At 49.5% G+C, this 16,669-nt stretch carries 15 protein-coding genes and 2 tRNA genes; 9 read left to right on the plus strand and 8 right to left on the minus strand.

The window, feature by feature from the left end; all coding sequences use genetic code 11:
- Positions 1 to 12: 12 nt before the first annotated feature.
- The 5 genes from EHT25_RS04975 to EHT25_RS04995 form a co-directional block, all read right to left on the minus strand.
- Positions 13 to 831 (minus strand): helix-turn-helix domain-containing protein, encoded by an 819-nt coding sequence (locus tag EHT25_RS04975; RefSeq protein ID WP_124871526.1) that lies wholly within the window; start codon positions 829 to 831, stop codon positions 13 to 15.
- 81 nt (positions 832 to 912) lie between these two features.
- Positions 913 to 987, minus strand: a tRNA-Val gene (locus EHT25_RS04980).
- A gap of 23 nt (positions 988 to 1,010) precedes the next feature.
- Positions 1,011 to 2,330 carry an MFS transporter gene (locus tag EHT25_RS04985; protein WP_124871529.1) on the minus strand — a complete coding sequence of 440 codons (1,320 nt, stop codon included), beginning with the start codon at positions 2,328 to 2,330 and terminating at the stop codon, positions 1,011 to 1,013.
- Positions 2,331 to 2,393: 63 nt separating this feature from the next.
- Positions 2,394 to 3,194 carry a glycoside hydrolase family 16 protein gene (locus EHT25_RS04990; protein ID WP_124871532.1) on the minus strand — a complete coding sequence of 267 codons (801 nt, stop codon included), beginning with the start codon at positions 3,192 to 3,194 and terminating at the stop codon, positions 2,394 to 2,396.
- On the minus strand, positions 3,194 to 3,979 hold the full coding sequence (locus tag EHT25_RS04995; protein WP_124871535.1) for a glycerophosphodiester phosphodiesterase: 786 nt from the start codon (positions 3,977 to 3,979) through the stop codon (positions 3,194 to 3,196). The genes EHT25_RS04990 and EHT25_RS04995 overlap by 1 nt, the downstream gene beginning before the upstream one ends.
- A 154-nt stretch (positions 3,980 to 4,133) precedes the next feature.
- Here EHT25_RS04995 and EHT25_RS05000 point away from each other — a divergent pair, with 154 nt between their 5' ends.
- Positions 4,134 to 6,197 (plus strand): thioredoxin domain-containing protein, encoded by a 2,064-nt coding sequence (locus EHT25_RS05000; protein ID WP_229311436.1) that lies wholly within the window; start codon positions 4,134 to 4,136, stop codon positions 6,195 to 6,197.
- Between the two features lie 85 nt (positions 6,198 to 6,282).
- On the opposite strand, the gene EHT25_RS05005 is transcribed toward EHT25_RS05000, so the two are convergent.
- Together EHT25_RS05005 and ruvC are read right to left on the minus strand one after the other, a co-directional pair.
- Positions 6,283 to 6,483 carry a hypothetical protein gene (locus EHT25_RS05005; protein WP_124871541.1) on the minus strand — a complete coding sequence of 67 codons (201 nt, stop codon included), beginning with the start codon at positions 6,481 to 6,483 and terminating at the stop codon, positions 6,283 to 6,285.
- A 537-nt stretch (positions 6,484 to 7,020) separates the two neighbouring features.
- A complete protein-coding gene (ruvC, locus tag EHT25_RS05010; RefSeq protein WP_124871544.1) occupies positions 7,021 to 7,620 on the minus strand; it encodes a crossover junction endodeoxyribonuclease RuvC in 600 nt (199 codons plus the stop codon).
- Between the two features lie 32 nt (positions 7,621 to 7,652).
- Between ruvC and EHT25_RS05015 the strand changes: the two genes are divergently transcribed.
- From EHT25_RS05015 to EHT25_RS05050, 8 genes are all read left to right on the plus strand, one after another.
- Positions 7,653 to 8,636 carry a lysylphosphatidylglycerol synthase transmembrane domain-containing protein gene (locus EHT25_RS05015; protein ID WP_124871547.1) on the plus strand — a complete coding sequence of 328 codons (984 nt, stop codon included), beginning with the start codon at positions 7,653 to 7,655 and terminating at the stop codon, positions 8,634 to 8,636.
- Between the two features lie 6 nt (positions 8,637 to 8,642).
- Positions 8,643 to 9,776, plus strand: coding sequence for a glycosyltransferase (locus EHT25_RS05020; protein WP_124871549.1), 1,134 nt, complete (start codon positions 8,643 to 8,645; stop codon positions 9,774 to 9,776).
- Between the two features lie 32 nt (positions 9,777 to 9,808).
- Complete coding sequence (locus EHT25_RS05025; protein WP_124871552.1) at positions 9,809 to 10,456, plus strand: polysaccharide deacetylase family protein; 648 nt, start codon at positions 9,809 to 9,811, stop codon at positions 10,454 to 10,456.
- Positions 10,453 to 11,445, plus strand: coding sequence for a glycosyltransferase (locus tag EHT25_RS05030; RefSeq protein WP_124871555.1), 993 nt, complete (start codon positions 10,453 to 10,455; stop codon positions 11,443 to 11,445). The genes EHT25_RS05025 and EHT25_RS05030 overlap by 4 nt, the downstream gene beginning before the upstream one ends.
- On the plus strand, positions 11,442 to 12,221 hold the full coding sequence (locus EHT25_RS05035; protein ID WP_124871558.1) for a TatD family hydrolase: 780 nt from the start codon (positions 11,442 to 11,444) through the stop codon (positions 12,219 to 12,221). The genes EHT25_RS05030 and EHT25_RS05035 overlap by 4 nt, the downstream gene beginning before the upstream one ends.
- Positions 12,196 to 13,290: an asparaginase gene (locus EHT25_RS05040; protein ID WP_229311437.1), complete on the plus strand. Its 1,095-nt coding sequence runs from the start codon at positions 12,196 to 12,198 to the stop codon at positions 13,288 to 13,290. The genes EHT25_RS05035 and EHT25_RS05040 overlap by 26 nt, the downstream gene beginning before the upstream one ends.
- Positions 13,291 to 13,350: 60 nt before the next feature.
- A tRNA-Ser gene (locus tag EHT25_RS05045) sits at positions 13,351 to 13,438 on the plus strand.
- A gap of 348 nt (positions 13,439 to 13,786) precedes the next feature.
- Positions 13,787 to 14,065, plus strand: coding sequence for a hypothetical protein (locus tag EHT25_RS05050; protein ID WP_124871561.1), 279 nt, complete (start codon positions 13,787 to 13,789; stop codon positions 14,063 to 14,065).
- 142 nt (positions 14,066 to 14,207) lie between these two features.
- Here EHT25_RS05050 and EHT25_RS33105 read toward each other — a convergent pair whose 3' ends face one another.
- Entirely contained in the window at positions 14,208 to 16,487 is a 2,280-nt protein-coding gene (locus EHT25_RS33105; protein ID WP_124871565.1) for a caspase family protein, read from the minus strand.
- Positions 16,488 to 16,669 lie beyond the last annotated feature (182 nt).

Here is a 16,669-nt window from a genome sequence, read left to right on the forward strand (position 1 = left end):
AATACCCCGGCCCTAAGCTTGTACAAACGCGACAAAATCGCTGCTCACCACCGGCTTTTCTCTCCTGGCTTTCCGTGCGAATGCCGCCGGTGAAGTGCCGCTGTATCGCTTAAATTCGCGGCTCAGGTGGGCCTGGTCCGTATAGCCCAGTTCATGTGCCAAACCGGCCAGGCTGGCATTCGGATGAAGCCACAGGTGATTTCGGACCTGCTCAAACCGCATCAGACCCGACACATCCCTGACCGCATAACCAGACGATTGCTTGAACTTCCTTTCCAGTGTACGAACCGTTGCGTGAGCAGCCGCTGCGACCTGACTTACCGGCAACGTCCCGTTTGCGGTTCGCATGGCAGTTCCGGCTTTGACCAGCAGGCGGTCGGAGGAAACGTGTTTCCTGGCATTTAGGAAATAGTGCTGAACGTGAGCCAGCGCTTCCATGAGTTTACCCTCCTGCATGCACATCTCCAACGGCGTTTGAAGCTGGGCGATGGGATGCTCCAAAACACGTACACCGTCTTTACCGGAGGGCAGACCAAGCACGTCGAACACGGTCCAGGGATAAAAGCGGATACCAATAATCTCCAGCCGGTTTTTTGTCTGAAAAAAGACGGGATGATGGAGCAAACCAATCAGAAACGGTGATGGTAACGGCTGCAATGTGTTGTGAAGTGTGAGGCTACAGCCGCTTCCGAAATAAAAAATGAGTTCCGCATACCCATCCGGTACAACCTCAAAACGCGATTGGCGTTCGCCGAAATCGGCTGAGTTGTGCCAAAAGCATTTGATGGTGTCCCGGAGTTCTTCAGGGGGTTCAAATTCCTGGTGCTGCATCTGGAAAGTTAACAAACTTGCAACAGAAGCCAATAAAAAAGAGGCATTCCAGCGTTAAAACCGGTAATGCCTCTGTTGCTGTAGGACGTAGCGGGCTCGAACCGCTGACCTCCGCCCTGTCAAGACGGCGCTCTGAACCAACTGAGCTAACATCCTGTTATCGTTTCAGGGTCACAAAATTAGGAGATTTCTTCGGTTTCCAAATGCACCCGGTAAACTTTTTGTGAAGGAATTCGCCACAATAGCAGCAAACCGGCCACAAATAGTACCAGCAACGCCAGCACACTGTTGCGCATACTGCCGGTCAGTTGCTCGATCAGGCCGTACATGAGCGTACCGATCACGATCGACACCTTTTCGGTAACGTCGTAAAAACTGAAAAAAGAAGCCGTATCCTGCGTTCCGCTCGGGATCAATTTGGAGTAGGTTGCCCGGGAAAGGGCCTGAATGCCGCCCATGACCAAGCCGACAACCACCGCCAGGGCGTAGAACTGGTATTCGGTCATCACAAAATACGCGCCCACGCAGATGCCGACCCAAACCGTCACGGCGATCATCAAAGCGTAAATGTTGCCCAATTTGCCCGATAATCGGGCAAACAGAATGGCGCCCGGAATGGCAATCAGTTGAATCAATAAAATGGTAACTATTAAACTTTGGGCGGGTAATTTCAATTCGTCACTTCCGAAAATGGTGGCAATGTACATAACGGTTTGTACCGCCATGTTGTAAATAAAATAGGCCAGCAGAAATTTTTTAAGCAGTTTCTGTCGCTGCACCTGATCAAACACTTTCTTCAATTCCCGAAAACCGTTAAAAATCCAGCTCTCCGAGGTTTTGGGACGTTCCTTTCGTTTGGCATCGGGCAAATTCCGGAACGAGAGTTGCGCAAAACCGAACCACCAAACCCCGACCGTCAGAAATGAAATCCGGGAAGCCATCGATCCCGACAGACCGCCGTACCACTGCGGAAACAGAATCATGGTCAGGTTAAAAATCATCAGCAACACGCTCCCAATATAGCCCATCGTAAAACCGCGCGCACTCACGCGGTCGATCTGGTCTTCGGTGACAATTTCGGGCAGGTAAGAGTTATAGAACACGATGCTCCCCCCCCAGCCGACCAGACTCAGGATAAAGCAAAAAACCGCAAACGTGGTGGTTTCCTGCGTGAAGAAAAACAGCAGCGAACAACTGATCGAGCCCAGAATGCAAAAGAATCTCATGAACGCTTTCTTCTGGCCACTGTAATCGGCCAGCGCCGAGGAAATCGGGCAGAGCAGGGCAATCAGCAGGAACGAAGCTGAAACCGAATAGGAAAAAAGAACTGAATTTTTGACCGAAAAACCCAGGAAATCGATCACGTTTCCGCCCGCTTCGTTCAAAGCCGTGGCACTGAAGTAAACCGGGAAAATACTGGAAACAATCACCAGTGAATGGACCGAGTTTGCCCAATCGTATAAACACCAGGCATTGATAATACGGGGGTTATTTTTCATGAAAGGAAGGATTCCGGAAATTTAGGGGTGAATATAAGGATGTTCCGGCAAGCCTTCAATGCTTCACTCTTTTTTATAATACCGCACGTAATCGATGGTGTATACGAACGGAAATTTCGAATCATCGATCTCTCCTCCGCTCACACCGCCCATCGCCAGGTTCAACAGCAAGTAATGCGGTTTGGTAAACTGCTGCCACTCAGCGGGAGTCATATCCGCAGCCTTGTAAATGGCGTAATTGAGATCATCCACCGACATCAGAATCTGGGTTTCGTCCCATTCAAGGGTGTAGGTGTGAAAGTTATCCGACAGGTCCTGAATCGCGGGCGAAATGGAAATTTGGGGGGCATCCTGTCCACTCGCATTCGCTTTGTGCAAACTTCCAAACACGTAGATGGGCGCAAAACCCAGCCATTCCATGATGTCGATTTCCCCACAGGCGGGCCAGTTCACCTGATCAAAATTGACACCTTTGGTCCAGATGGCCGTCCAGGCTCCTTTTCCTACCGGCATTTTAGCCCGAACTTCAATTTTTCCGTACAAAAAATCGGCCTTCCCTTTGGTATGGATACTCGCCGAACTGATCGGTTTCGACTGGAAATTGTCATTGAGCGCCGTAAGAATCAGGTTTCCGTTTTCAACCCGACTATTTGCCAGGCGTTTGGCGACGTAATTCTGGGCTTCCTTATTCCGGGGTGATCCGGTTTCGTATGACCAGCGAGTCGAATCGGGCAATCCGGTAGTGTTGAACTCGTCCGACCAGACCAGTTTATACGTCGGCTCGGGATCGGGCTTTTGTTTACAGGTACTGAACAAGAGGCAGAAAAAACCGGCGAGCGGCCACAAAGGGGTTCTAAATTTCATCACTTCAAAAGATTCAGTAACAATTCGGGTTCATCGGTCGTGATGAAATCAACGTGTTGGTCTAAAAACCATTTCATGCTCATTTGGTCATTAACCGTCCAGACACCAACCGTGAGCTTTTTTTGCCGGGCTTCTTCGATCCACGACGGTTTTAGGACCAGATTGCCAAAATAATAATCCATGCCCGACAGTTTATCCAGCGCCAACTGCTCCGGCGGCTGATCGCCGTTCAGGTAGGCAACTTTGGCGGCCGGGTCCAGGACCAGCATGTATTTGCAGACGTCATAATCAAAACTGCAATAATCGACCAGATGTCGGGCATTGAGCGATTTCACCAGTTCAATCGTTTTTCGGGCGGTTGCCAGCGACCGGTTTTTACTGATCCGGGAGCCTTTGATTTCCAGTATAACCCGGGTTCGGGATTGTTTGAGCGCTTCAGCCAGATAAGCCTGCAAAGTTGGAAGTGCCTCCCCGTTGCTCAATTTTAGGGCCGATAGCTGGGAACCAGGAGCCGATTCGAGTGTAATACCCTGAACCGCCGTATCGTGAAAAAGGTACAAAACCGAATCCGAAGCCATTTGCACATCCGTCTCGCTGGCGTAACACCCAAGTCGAATGGCTTGTTGCAGGGATGCGATTGAATTTTCGGGAACGCCCGCCGATTTCCAGGCCCCACGATGCGCCACTACCTGCGTTTGATAGGTTGGGGAAGAGCCGGGATCTTTTTGACAACTCGAAGCAACAATGAATAAAATAACGGAGAAAACGCCGATCCGATTCTTCATTTATGAACACATCTTCATGAGAAAGGTTTTAAAAGTACGAATAATCCCGTTTCCAACCTTGAAAACTACGATCAAAAAATAACCGTAAGTCCAAACTTCTGTCAATAATTCCCGGTTAGACAGTAAGATTACCCCGTTTTGACGCCATTCAATTATGAACCGACTTGCCCAGGAAACCAGCCCGTATTTATTGCAACACGCCCACAATCCGGTAGACTGGTTTCCGTGGGGTTCCGAAGCGCTGCAAAAAGCGCAACAGGAGAATAAACCCGTTCTGGTTAGCATTGGTTATTCAGCCTGCCACTGGTGCCACGTTATGGAACGTGAATCGTTTGAAAACGAGCAGGTTGCCAACATAATGAATGCCCATTTCGTGTGTATTAAAGTAGATCGGGAGGAGCGGCCCGACGTTGATGCCATTTATATGGACGCCGTTCAGTCGATGGGTGTACAGGGCGGCTGGCCGTTGAACGTTTTTCTGATGCCCGACGCCAAACCGTTCTACGGACTGACGTATTTACAGCCCCGTCAATGGATAAACCTGCTGACCAGCGTTCAATCGGCCTTTGCCGAGCATCCTGATCAACTCGCCGATTCGGCGGAGGGATTTGCCGACCAGCTGAATCTAAGCATTCGGGAGCAATACAACCTGAGCGATACCACCCCGGTTTTTTCATCCGAATTACTCGAAACGATGTTCCGGAAACTGGCGGCATCGTTTGATACCGTAAAAGGTGGGCCACGACGGGCGCCTAAATTTCCGATGCCAAGCATTTACGGTTTTTTACTACGGTATTATCAGGTTACCCAAAGTGAAGACGCCCTGAAACACATCAGCCGAACGTTGAATTTTATGGCATTGGGCGGTATATATGATCAGATTGGGGGCGGCTTTTCCCGGTATTCGGTTGATGACCAATGGTTTGCACCCCATTTTGAGAAAATGTTGTACGACAATGCGCAGTTGGTTTCGCTTTATTCAGAAGCCTACAGCCTTACCAAAAATCCGCTGTACCGTCACATTGTATTTCAAACCGTTGCCTTTCTGAAGCGTGAACTGACCAGCCCCGAAGGCGGTTTTTATTCCGCATTGGATGCCGACAGCGAGGGAGTGGAAGGCAAGTTTTATACCTGGCCAACGGACGAGTTGCAGGCGGTTTTAGGGGCCGATTTCGGTTGGTTTAGTGAGCTGTACCACATTGCGCCCGATGGCAATTGGGAAGAACACGAAGGCGTGGGTCGTAATATTTTGCACCGGGTGGTTTCGAATGAAGACTTTGCCCGCAAGCAGGATATACCGGTCGCCGAGCTAGAGACGCAACTCACCAGCGTTCACCAAAAATTACTGACAGTCCGCGACCGGCGCATCCGCCCGGGTTTGGATGACAAAATCCTCTGCTCGTGGAATGGCCTGATGCTGAAAGGCCTGGTAACGGCCTACCGGGTTTTCGGTGACGATTCATTCCTGAAACTGGCCGAGCAAAATGCCGGTTTTATTCAGTTGAAAATGACCCATCCGGAAACCGGTCAGCTCTGGCACAGCTACAAATCCGGCGGAAAAAATACCGAGGGTGCTCCGACGATTACGGGTTACCTGGAAGATTACGCAGCCGTTATCGACGGTTATCTGGCTTTGTATCAGGCCACTTTCCGGGAAAACTACCTGCTCGAAGCGGATCGGTTAGCCCGGTATACACTCGATCATTTTTGGGACGAAGCTGACCATCTGTTCTTTTTTACCGACCAGTCCGCTGAACCGCTGATTGCCCGAAAAAAAGAAGTCTTCGACAATGTTATTCCGGCATCCAATTCCCTGATGGCTCATAACCTTTATACGCTCAGTCTGTTGCTGGAAAAACCGGTCGATGGAGCTCCGGCCTATGGTTTGCTGGTGGAAGCAATGCTGGGGCGTGTGCAACCTTTGCTGGAACAAAATGCCGATTATTTGACCCACTGGGCCGCGCTTTATGCGTTGCGGGTGAAGCCAACCGTCGAAATTGCCATCGTCGGGCCCGAAGCCGAAGCATTTCGCCGGGACATTGACCAGCGTTTTTTTCCCAACAAAGTTCTGGCGGGTACGGAAACAACGAGCAATTTGCCGCTGTTGGAAAACCGGACGACGATCAACGGCGAAACCGCCATTTACGTTTGCTACAACCGGACCTGCCAGTTACCCGTTACCACGGTCGAGGAAGCACTGAAAAGTTTAGGAGCGTAAGGATTGATTGATCAAAGGCCGCAATTTTGCATCAATCAACGGAAAGAAGCGTGTTATCAGGGATAAAAACCGCACCGGAAGCGAATCAGATCACTTTAATGATTTTTAAAACCGTGTAAACGACGCTTGGAGCGGTCGTGCGGTTTTTCTGGCTGAATATGGTTTTGCCACTGATGATTTCCAGGTTTTTCGTCCGCATCTGCGCCCGCCCCAACGAGGTAAGTATCAAACCTACCAACAGGTAAAATCCGGCTAACATCAGGCGGTTTTTAATGATCTTTTTCATAATGACTTTCTCCTTTAAATACCCGACTCGGACCGACGTCAACAGTTGATCCAGTTGAATGATCAAAAGTAGTCGCTTCGAATGAAACAATACTGCGTAGTTTCCCCTGTTTTATGAGTGACAACTACCTTTTTTCAACGAAACTGGGGCTTTTATGGAAAAGTACCGGAGCGCAGCTGACCGGTTGGGGTCAATATCAAAAAATCATGTACGTTAAACCCAAAATTCTGTAAGAAAAAGTTGAAAATCAGCTTCTATGTTTGCATCCGGTGAATTACATCACACCGCCATCTGTCCTAACCCAACCATTTACCCTCTACTTGCGCATCAAATGCTACAATACACGGAGTATTTTTCCGAAATGTGCTGTGTTGAAAATATGTTTGTCCGAATGACGGATCGAACGAGTCCGAAAGCAATCCTTATTTTTAGTGCTGGCGGCAAAGAAGTCGTTTTTGTCTTTCACCACAATTAAATCAACTCCCAGCGTGTAACCGATTGATTCCGCCCTCCACAAGATTGGGTTAAAGCGCGGTTTTAAGAGATTCGACCGGGGTTTTCGTTGGCAAACGCCGACCAGGCTCCTTTTTTCGATTTTTTTCCGGTCGACTTACTGCCCGGCAAGGCATTCTTGTGAAAATGGTGGCATATGGCAATCGCCAGCGCGTCTGTTGCATCAAAAAATTCGGGATTTAGCTCAGCGTGCAGCAAATGGCTCACCATGTGCGACACCTGTTCTTTTGACGCGTTGCCATTTCCTGTCACCGACTGCTTTACCTTCCGGGGGGAATATTCCACAATTGGAATGCCCCGCGACAGGGCTGCGGCCATCGCCACGCCCTGCGCCCGGCCCAATTTCAGCATGGCCTGGACGTTTTTACCAAAAAACGGATCCTCGATGGCCATTTCATCGGGGAGGTGTTCTTCGATGAGTTGAATCATCCGTTCAAAGAGTTTCTTCAATTTCAGTTCGTGGTTGCTATATTTGCTGAGGTGAATAACACCGTATTGCAACATACTCATCTGATCTTTCTGGATACGGATTACGCCATAACCGGCAATCTGGGTGCCAGGGTCGACTCCCAGAATAATTTTGTCGTACGATTCTAATTCGGAAGCTGCAAGTGGAATGGGCATGAAGTGTCGTACGCTGTTAGTAGAAAAAGGTTATGCAAAGTAATGGGTTCGCCCCTCAAAGAACATATTCAGGCACCAAAAAAATCGTTTTTTGGTCGAAGATCGCCATTCTTACCCTCATTGTAAGTTACATTTTTATTTCACTAAACCGGCAGCAACACGATTTTCAATCGGTTTGGTCGTATTGGCAAGCCGCCGACTGGCTCAGTTTTCCGGCTTTTATTCTGCTACTGCTTACCCCCGTGAATTGGTTCCTGGAAGCCTGGAAATGGCAAATTCTGGTTCGCCGGGTCGAGCCCATTTCGTTGAAAGAAGCGACTAAGGGCGTGCTGGCCGGTCTGGCCATGGGATTTGCCCTGCCCGCCCAACTGGGCGACACCGCCGGTCGACTGCTCTCCCTCCGCTCAGACCAACGCTGGCAGGGAATCGGAGCTGCGCTCGTTTCGGGCGGAATGCAGTTTCTGGCCGCCGTGTTTTTTGGGACAGTCGCCCTTTATATTCAACTCCAGTCGGGTGAAAGTCCGCCGTTTGCACAGGTATTTTTATTTTATGCGCTCGTCTTTCTGCTGGTTTTAGCCCTTTTGATGGCGTGGCAACGGCATAATCTGGCTCGTATTCAACACCGCTGGCTGCAACGCTGGGCGAAATACTGGACGGTCGTGTTGCATTATACCACCGCCGAGCTGTTGCTGGCCCTGGGGGCGGCATCGCTCCGGTATCTGACGTTCTCGTTTCAGTTTTATCTGGCGATGGTCGTATTCGGAATTCGTTTACCGATTCAGGAAACCGCAACCGGAATTGGCCTGGTTTACCTCGGTAAAACGATCATTCCGGCCTTTAACCTGCTCAGTGATCTGGGGGTTCGGGAAGCAACGTCCCTGTATATTTTCGGTCAGTGGCAGGTTCCGGCTCCGCAAATTCTTTCGGCGACGCTCACCCTTTGGCTTTTCAATATCCTGACACCGGTTTTTGGCGGTTTGTTCTGGGTATGGAAATTAAAGCTTACAAACAATTGATTTACAATGGTTTATATACTATTAAGTATATCAGTTCTTTATGCACTATTTACCCTGATTCTAGCCGTTACCTGGTGGAGAATCCCGGTTTTTCGTGTCGACTCAACGGTTCAATTGACAAACCGTCCCCGGATCAGTGTCATTATTCCGGTTCGAAACGAAGAGCATACACTGCCGCTGCTGCTGGGTGATTTACAGGCGCAAACCTATCATTCCAGCGATTTTGAAGTGATTGTTGCCGACGATTCCTCGACCGATAACACCCTGAAAATCACAAAGTCGCTGGTTGTAAAAATGGCTTATCCCCTGCGCCCGCTACCTCTCGCCAATGAACCGACCACCTCACCCAAAAAACGGGCTATCGGTCAAAGCATTATCGTTGCAACCGGCGATTTGATTGTTACTACCGACGGCGATTGCCGAGTGGGACCGAAATGGCTGGAAACCATCGCGGCATTTTACGAGAAAACCGGTGCCCGGCTTATCAGCGGACCGATCAGTTTTAACCCGGATCAGAGCCTGTTTGGTGACCTGCAAACCGTCGAAAGCAGCAGCCTGATTGGAGCGGGTGCCTGTACAATGGCTATGGGGTTTCCAACGATGTGCAATGGTGCCAATCTTACCTACGAAAAGCGGGTTTTTAACGAAGTAGGCGGTTTTGAAGGCATCGACCACGTGGCTTCCGGCGACGATGAATTGCTCATGCATAAGGTTGCCCGGCGGTTTCCTAACGGTGTTAAGTTCCTTAAAAGTGCTGACGCCATCGTTCATACCAGCCCCCAGCCAACCCTTAAATCCTTTTATCATCAGCGAAAACGCTGGGCCAGTAAATGGCGGGCTTACCAGAGCGTGCTGCCGTCGGTATTAGCGGTTTTTATTTTTGCCAGCAACATCACGCTCCCCATTGCCGCACTGGATTATTTTTTATCCGGTCTGACCGGCTATCAACTTATCGGAGTAATCGTCTTGAAAGCTGCGCCGGAGTGGTTATTTTTGGGCTCTGTTTTGCGTTTTTTGAAAAAAGAACGGGTGATTTCCCGAATTCCGATTACCCAGTTGATCTATCCTTTTTACGTGGTATTTTTTGGATTAGCGGCCCAGCAAAAAGGCTTTCTGTGGAAAGGCCGGTCCTTGCGTTAGTCACCAAAAAACCGCACTCGCGAACTGATTCTATGTTTTTACATAAAACAAACTTCCTCCTTCGGACCTTGTTTCCCCGTTATCAGTGGCGCGTTCGGACACCGGAAAAAGTGATATACCTTACGTTCGACGATGGACCAATTCCGGAAGTAACTGAATTTGTGCTGGAAACGCTGCACCAATTCGACGCCAAAGCGACTTTTTTCTGCATTGGTGATAACGTCAGGAAAAATCCCGGCATTTTCGGGATGGTTCAAAAAAACGGTCATTCCATTGGAAATCATACCTTTAATCACCTCAATGGCTGGAAAACTGACGATGAACCCTATCTGGCCAATTTCCACCGGTGTCAGGATCAATTGGGCGTTCCGACGCGGCTTTTTCGCCCTCCGTATGGCCGATTGAAAAGCAGTCAGGGTACCGAAGTGTTGAAAACGCACGATGTCGTAATGTGGGATGTATTAACCGGCGACTTCTCGTTGTCACTCCAGCCGGAAGTCATTTTGCAAAAAACGCTGAAATACACAGAATCTGGTTCCATTGTTTTGTTCCACGACAGCATTAAAGCCTGGCCCCGCATGAGTTACGCCCTCCCACGGGTATTGTCGCACTTTTCCGAACTGGGTTACCGTTTCGATGGGTTGCCCCAAACGTCCGGACTTCGGACACCGGTTTTGTGACCATTGACGCCAGCATTCTGATTGCCGCCCGCAACGAGGAAGATACCATTCTGCGGTGCCTTCAGGCCCTTGAACGACTCAATTACCCATCGGACCGCTACGAAGTGTTGATTGGAAATGATCAGTCGGAAGACAAAACCGGTTCGCTGACGGCTGATTTTATCCGGAATAAACCGCAATACCGACTTTTTACAATCACCGAAAAAGCGGGAAAACAAGCCGGAAAAGCAAATGTGCTCGCCCAGTTAGCCCAACACGCCCGGGGGCAGTTTTTGTTGTTTACCGATGCCGACTGCGAAGTACCTCCGAGTTGGGTTTGCGGTATGCTTAAACCGTTCAGGCAGGAAAATATCGGCATTCTGACCGGCTGCACGCAGATTTTTGGTAAATCCACGTTTCAGAAACTCCAGGCCGTTGATTGGTTTTACGGACAGTACCTGATCAAGCAATTCGCAAATCTGAACATCCCCATAACGGCGATGGGCAATAATATGGCCGTTCGTCGAACGGCTTACGATGCGGTCGGTGGCTACGAAAATCTTCCGTTTTCGGTAGTCGAAGATTATCAATTATTTACGGAGATTCTTCAGCAGCGGTTTTCGTTTTCGCATCTTTTCAAGGTAGATGTCCTGGCGACAACTCGTCCGATACCAAACTGGAAGGATTGGTTACAACAACGAAAACGCTGGATGGTCGGGGCGATGCAGTTGCCGATCTATTTCGTCGGATTATTTCTCGTTCAATTGTTTTTTTACCCCCTCCTGATTGCACTGGCATTCGGGTATCCAACATTAGCCCTAACGGTCTGGATGCTCAAATTCGGCATACAGACCGTTCAGCTGCTCTGGATTCTGAACCGGTTTCGTCGTTGGGATTTGTTGCCGTATGTACCGGGATATGAGTTTTTTCTCCACATCGGTTATTTCATTTCATTGATTTACTATTTGTTACCTAATAAAGTGGTCTGGAAAGGCCGGACGTATTCATGATTGACACCCACGCCCACATTTACGACCTGCAATTCAACGATATGGAAGTCATGCTGAAAACCGCTGAAGAGCAAGGCGTTACGGAGATATGGATGCCGAATTGCGCGAAAGAAACCATTGACGGCATGATGGCGCTGGCCGAAAAATACCCCGACCGCTGTCGGCCGATGATGGGGTTGCACCCCTGTTACGTTTGTGAAACCGTTGAAGACGAACTGGCAACCATTGAAGACTGGTTAAACCGGTATCCGTTTATCGCCATTGGTGAAATTGGCCTCGATTTTTACTGGGATTTAACGCACGTCGGCCGCCAGTTCGAAGCCTTTTCCACCCAACTGCGGTGGGCTTCCGAACGAAATCTTCCCATTTCCATTCATAGCCGCTCGGCGGCCAATGGCGGGCGAAATGCATTCAGTGAAGCCGCCGATCTCATCGAAAAGCTGGCCTTGCCAAATCTGAACGGTATTTTTCACTGCTTTGTGGGAACACTGGACGAAGCCCGACGGGCCATTGAACTGGGTTTTAAACTCGGGATCGGCGGGGTTTCCACCTTTAAAAATGGCGGTTTAGACAAAGTGCTGCCTTCTGTCGATCTGGAACACCTTGTGCTCGAAACCGATGCGCCTTACCTGGCTCCCGTTCCCTATCGCGGCAAGCGCAATGAGCCGGCTTATCTGAAATTGATTGCGCAACGCGTTGCCGATTTAAAGCAATTACCGCTCGCCGTCGTCGACGAGCAGACTACCCGAAATGCCCAACACCTGGTTATCCGATAGCATGTACCGCACCATCCACATCAACCCGGTTTTGCCGGGGCAGTCACGCTCATCGGTTCTGGTGATTTACACCGGCGGTACGCTGGGCATGGTTTATGACCGGCTGAACGATCAGCTGGTTCCGTTCGATTTTGAACAGATTCTGGATCGCGTCCCTGAAATCCGGCGGCTTGATTTTGAGTTGACGGTAATTGTGCTGAATGAATTGATTGATTCGTCGAACATGAAACCGTCGAACTGGGTCAATCTGGCGCGCATTGTCCGGGATAATTACGATTTGTACGATAGTTTCGTGATTCTCCACGGAACGGACACGATGGCTTACACGGCGTCCGCGTTGAGTTATTTGCTCGAAGGACTGAACAAACCGGTCATTTTGACGGGAGCTCAACTGCCGATTGGCGTTGCTCGGTCAGACGCAAGGGAAAATTTTATAACGGCCATGGAAATTGCGGCTGCGCGGGAAAACGACCAGCCCATCGTGCCGGAAGTCTGCATTTATTTCAACTCCCTGTTACTCCGGGGAAATCGGGCGAAAAAGAAAGAAAGTGTACATTTTAACGCCTTTCATTCCGAGAATTACCCGCATCTGGCCATGGCGGGAGTCAACATCGAATACAATTCCCCTTTCATTCGTCCATTTTCACCTGATTTGCAGTTGAAGGTTTACGAAGAAATGGATACGCACGTTGTCGTGTTACCCATTTTCCCGGGCATCAATCATCAGATTATCAGTTCCATCCTTGGTATTCCGGGCTTAAAAGGACTGGTGCTGGAAAGCTACGGTTCGGGCAATGCGCCAACGGAAACCTGGTTCCTGAATGCGTTGAAAAGCGCCATCGACCGTGGATTGATCATCTTCAACGTCTCCCAATGTGACGGTGGTCGAGTGACGCAGGGACGGTATCAGACCAGCAAACAACTCGACGAGATCGGGGTGCTAAGCGGCAGCGACATCACCATCGAAGCTGCTGTCACGAAACTGATGTTTCTGCTTGCCAATGAACCCAATCACGAGAAGTTGAAAAACCGGCTGATCACGCCAATAAGTGGAGAAATGAGTCTTTGAGCCCGGAAAACCGGTTGTTATTGTCCAAAATAACAACCATCTTTGCAACCCGATTTACCCAGAGAGGTGTCCGAGTGGTTGAAGGAGCACGCCTGGAAAGTGTGTATACGTCTAAAGCGTATCGAGGGTTCGAATCCCTTCCTCTCTGCATACCTTCAAATAAGTCGCTCATTAAGAGCGACTTATTTTATTTTACAGGATTTGGAGCGAAATAAGGGTGAATATCCTCGCCTTGGTTTTATGCTCTTTTTGAATCCGCAAAGCCTACGCAGCCCGATGATCGGCGCAGGCAGTAGCCCCTTTTTACCGGTTTACTGCCCAACAGCCGCTCACGAATTAAATCAGCTTCTTGCTTGCTCAGTATTATTGTTTTTCGTTCATTTATCCGATTACTCCGCTATTCATTTATTCAGTTGCTGAGGGATGACTGACGCAGCCTTGAACGATCGAATGCACTGATAAAAAGTAAACTCAATTACCTAACCCATCAATTCCAATGGCCACTGAATACCAAATCGTAACCTTAGTCCAGAATGCACAACCGAACCCGGAAGGAAAATACGATCCCATTCACTGGGAACAGGACAATGATATTGCTGACATGTTAAGCAACGGATATAAACCTGAGCAAATCACCACAACAAGCGGAGAAAAAGGTTTGATTACCCTGACAATATTATTTTCACGGCCAGTACAAACGGCTTCTCCGCAAATGAGTGGTCGCGACCAGGTCACGCTTGATCGGTTTGCTCAGAAAGCAGAACGAGGTTATTGAAAAAAAGCGTGTTTGCCGGTTCCCTTCCCGGCAGTTTGCAGATCCGTCCGGAACACGTCCGGCCCAGGTTTATCCACGGAAAGTACTGCAACCGGCGCCAATGATATTCCCACGGAAGCTGTCACTAACCGGCTTCCGTGGCCTACCAGGTTTCTCCCAGACGCTTAAGGGCTTTTTGGGCATATTCGTTGCCCTGACGGGCGGCCAGTTTGTAGTAGGATATCGCCGTAGCTTTGTTTTTCGCGACTCCTTTTCCCTCTTCATACATGTCCCCCAAATAAGCTTGCCCTCTGGCATCATTCTGCAGAGCAGCCTGATGATACCAATAAACGGCATCTAACTCATTTTTGGCAATGCCAATCCCTTTTTCATACCTGGCTCCTAAATTAACCTGCGAATCTGCATACCCTTGCTCAGCGGCTTTCCGATACCACCGAACGGCTTCCGCTTCATCTTTGGCAACCCCCGTTCCATTGGTATACATGACCCCCAAATTGTGCTGTCCGAGCGAATAACCCTGATCAGCGGCTTTCCGATACCAGCGAACTGCTTCTGCATCATCTTTTTCTACCCCCTGGCCATTCTGGTACCTCAGTCCTAAATTAAGCTGGCCCTGGCTATGGTTTTGGTCTGCGGCTTTCCGATACCAGCGAACCGCTTCCTGGTCATTCTGGGCCACCCCTTTTCCCATCGAATACATAAAGCCCAGGTTATTCTGCCCTTGCGCGTCACCTTGTTCAGCGGCTTTCCGATACCAGCGGGCGGCTTCCACCTCATTCTTGTCAATGCCTTTTCCATACTCATACATAAACCCCAGATTTACCTGTGCATCGGCACTGTTTTGTTCTGCGGCTTTCCAATACCACTGCACAGCTACCACTTCGTCCTTGCCCACTCCTGTCCCATTGGCATACATCAACCCCAAATTAAGTTGTCCACGCGCATTACCTTGTTCGGCGGCTTTCCGAAACCAGCGAACGGCTTCCCGCTGATCTTTCGCTACCCCCTGGCCCGAATCATATACCAACCCCAAATTAATCTGTCCATTAGCATTACCTTGCTCAGCGGCTTTTCGAAACCATTGAGCGGCTTCAATCTCATTTTTAGCGATCCCTTTACCATTTGAATACATTAATCCCAGGTTATTCTGTCCGTGGCCGAAACCCTGCTCGGCAGACTTGCGGAACCAGCGGATAGCTTCGCTGTAATTTTTTTCGACCCCTTCACCCTCCAGGTAAGCATAGCCTAAATTGTTTTGCCCCCTGGCATTACCTTGCTCTGCCGACTTTCGATTCAAACGAAGTGATTCGGCAAAATTCTGATCAACCCCTCTACCAAGTGCATACATGTAGGCCAGTCCGGCCTGTCCATCGGCGTTGTTCTGCTCAGCCGACTTCCGATACCAGCGAACCGCTTCCGTATCATTTCGAACCGTTCCCAGACCCTTCTCGTGCATATTAGCCAAACTCGCCTGCGCCAGCGCATCCAGCTGAGCGGTGTTCGATGATAACAATTCAAAAGCTTTCGAATACTCCTCGTTGCGGTAAGCCTGAACCCCTTCCTTTACCAATTCCAGCGAGCGTTTTTTGCTCATGCTTTCCCCGGTGGACAAAGGAGCGGTTTCGACAAACACAAAGTCGCCCAACAGTTTATCGTAACGGGCTGGTGATTGCCGACGATTGCTTTTTTCTTCCACTGCCAACGAGGTCAGATCCAGAATGGTCCTGATTCCCAGATTGGGGCGGTCGAGGTAGTTGAGCAGGGCTTCGGTAAATAAGCCGTTCCGGCCATTCACATTGTCGTCGGCTGAACGGCCCTCGTCGGTGGCGAATACAACCATGCTGCCCCGTGGGTTGTTGGTGGGTTTAACCAACCCCGGCTGAACCGTCAGATTCCGTTTCCCATTTTCGCACATCTTCAAGTCGGGCAAGTCACGGCAGGCATCCAGAAAGACGAAACTGTTGCGGACGTTCCGGCTGGCCAGATCACTCAGGATGCGGTTTAGGGTAATTCCATATTCATCGACCTGTTCCAGACAGCGAATGTCGGCATCAGTCGGCAAGAGGTAGTTTTTGCCTTCGTAGCTGATTCCGTGGCCGGAATAATAAATCAGGGCGACGTCCGAGGTGGTCAGTTTTTCCTTGAATTTATTAAGACCCGCCGAAAACTGCTGATACGTCGCACTATTCAGCAGAATGACTTCAAATCCAAGTTTTTTCAACGCGTTACCCACATCTTCCGCATCGTTCAGGGGGTTTTTCAGGGAAGGAGCGTGCAGATAGTTTTTGTTACCAATCACCAGCGCCAGTCGCCGTTCCGTTCCGGTCGGAGCGGTTCCGTTGAGTATTCTGAAGCCTTTTTGACCATGCGCCAGGACCACCAGGCCGAGCAACGAGATACAGAGTAAAAGTCTTGATTTCATCCTTCAGTAAATTTGCAATTATATCCCTAAAGTTCCGTGCGAACCAAGCCATTGCCGAACTTTTTGTGGCTTATTTCCCTCCATTTCTGTCATTGATTGCCATTTTGAGCCGATGGTTATCAACGGGAAACTGATTTTATTTCCAACTAATTAGCGGTTTTCTCTGCGCTTAGTCAAAAAAC

Origin of the sequence: Larkinella rosea, assembly GCF_003858635.1 — a bacterium.
Taxonomy (GTDB): domain Bacteria; phylum Bacteroidota; class Bacteroidia; order Cytophagales; family Spirosomataceae; genus Larkinella; species Larkinella rosea.

Excerpts from the sequence above, each read along its gene's own strand:
- EHT25_RS04995 (WP_124871535.1), bottom strand. The coding sequence starts at position 3,979 with ATGAAGAATCGGATCGGCGTTTTCTCCGTTATTTTATTCATTGTTGCT.
- EHT25_RS05025 (WP_124871552.1), top strand. The coding sequence starts at position 9,809 with ATGTTTTTACATAAAACAAACTTCCTCCTTCGGACCTTGTTTCCCCGT.
- EHT25_RS05050 (WP_124871561.1), top strand. The coding sequence starts at position 13,787 with ATGGCCACTGAATACCAAATCGTAACCTTAGTCCAGAATGCACAACCG.
- EHT25_RS05020 (WP_124871549.1), top strand. The coding sequence starts at position 8,643 with ATGGTTTATATACTATTAAGTATATCAGTTCTTTATGCACTATTTACC.
- EHT25_RS33105 (WP_124871565.1), bottom strand. The coding sequence starts at position 16,487 with ATGAAATCAAGACTTTTACTCTGTATCTCGTTGCTCGGCCTGGTGGTC.
- EHT25_RS04975 (WP_124871526.1), bottom strand. The coding sequence starts at position 831 with ATGCAGCACCAGGAATTTGAACCCCCTGAAGAACTCCGGGACACCATC.
- EHT25_RS05040 (WP_229311437.1), top strand. The coding sequence starts at position 12,196 with ATGCCCAACACCTGGTTATCCGATAGCATGTACCGCACCATCCACATC.
- EHT25_RS05005 (WP_124871541.1), bottom strand. The coding sequence starts at position 6,483 with ATGAAAAAGATCATTAAAAACCGCCTGATGTTAGCCGGATTTTACCTG.
- EHT25_RS05000 (WP_229311436.1), top strand. The coding sequence starts at position 4,134 with ATGAACCGACTTGCCCAGGAAACCAGCCCGTATTTATTGCAACACGCC.
- EHT25_RS05015 (WP_124871547.1), top strand. The coding sequence starts at position 7,653 with ATGCAAAGTAATGGGTTCGCCCCTCAAAGAACATATTCAGGCACCAAA.
- EHT25_RS05035 (WP_124871558.1), top strand. The coding sequence starts at position 11,442 with ATGATTGACACCCACGCCCACATTTACGACCTGCAATTCAACGATATG.
- EHT25_RS04985 (WP_124871529.1), bottom strand. The coding sequence starts at position 2,330 with ATGAAAAATAACCCCCGTATTATCAATGCCTGGTGTTTATACGATTGG.
- EHT25_RS04990 (WP_124871532.1), bottom strand. The coding sequence starts at position 3,194 with ATGAAATTTAGAACCCCTTTGTGGCCGCTCGCCGGTTTTTTCTGCCTC.
- ruvC (WP_124871544.1), bottom strand. The coding sequence starts at position 7,620 with ATGCCCATTCCACTTGCAGCTTCCGAATTAGAATCGTACGACAAAATT.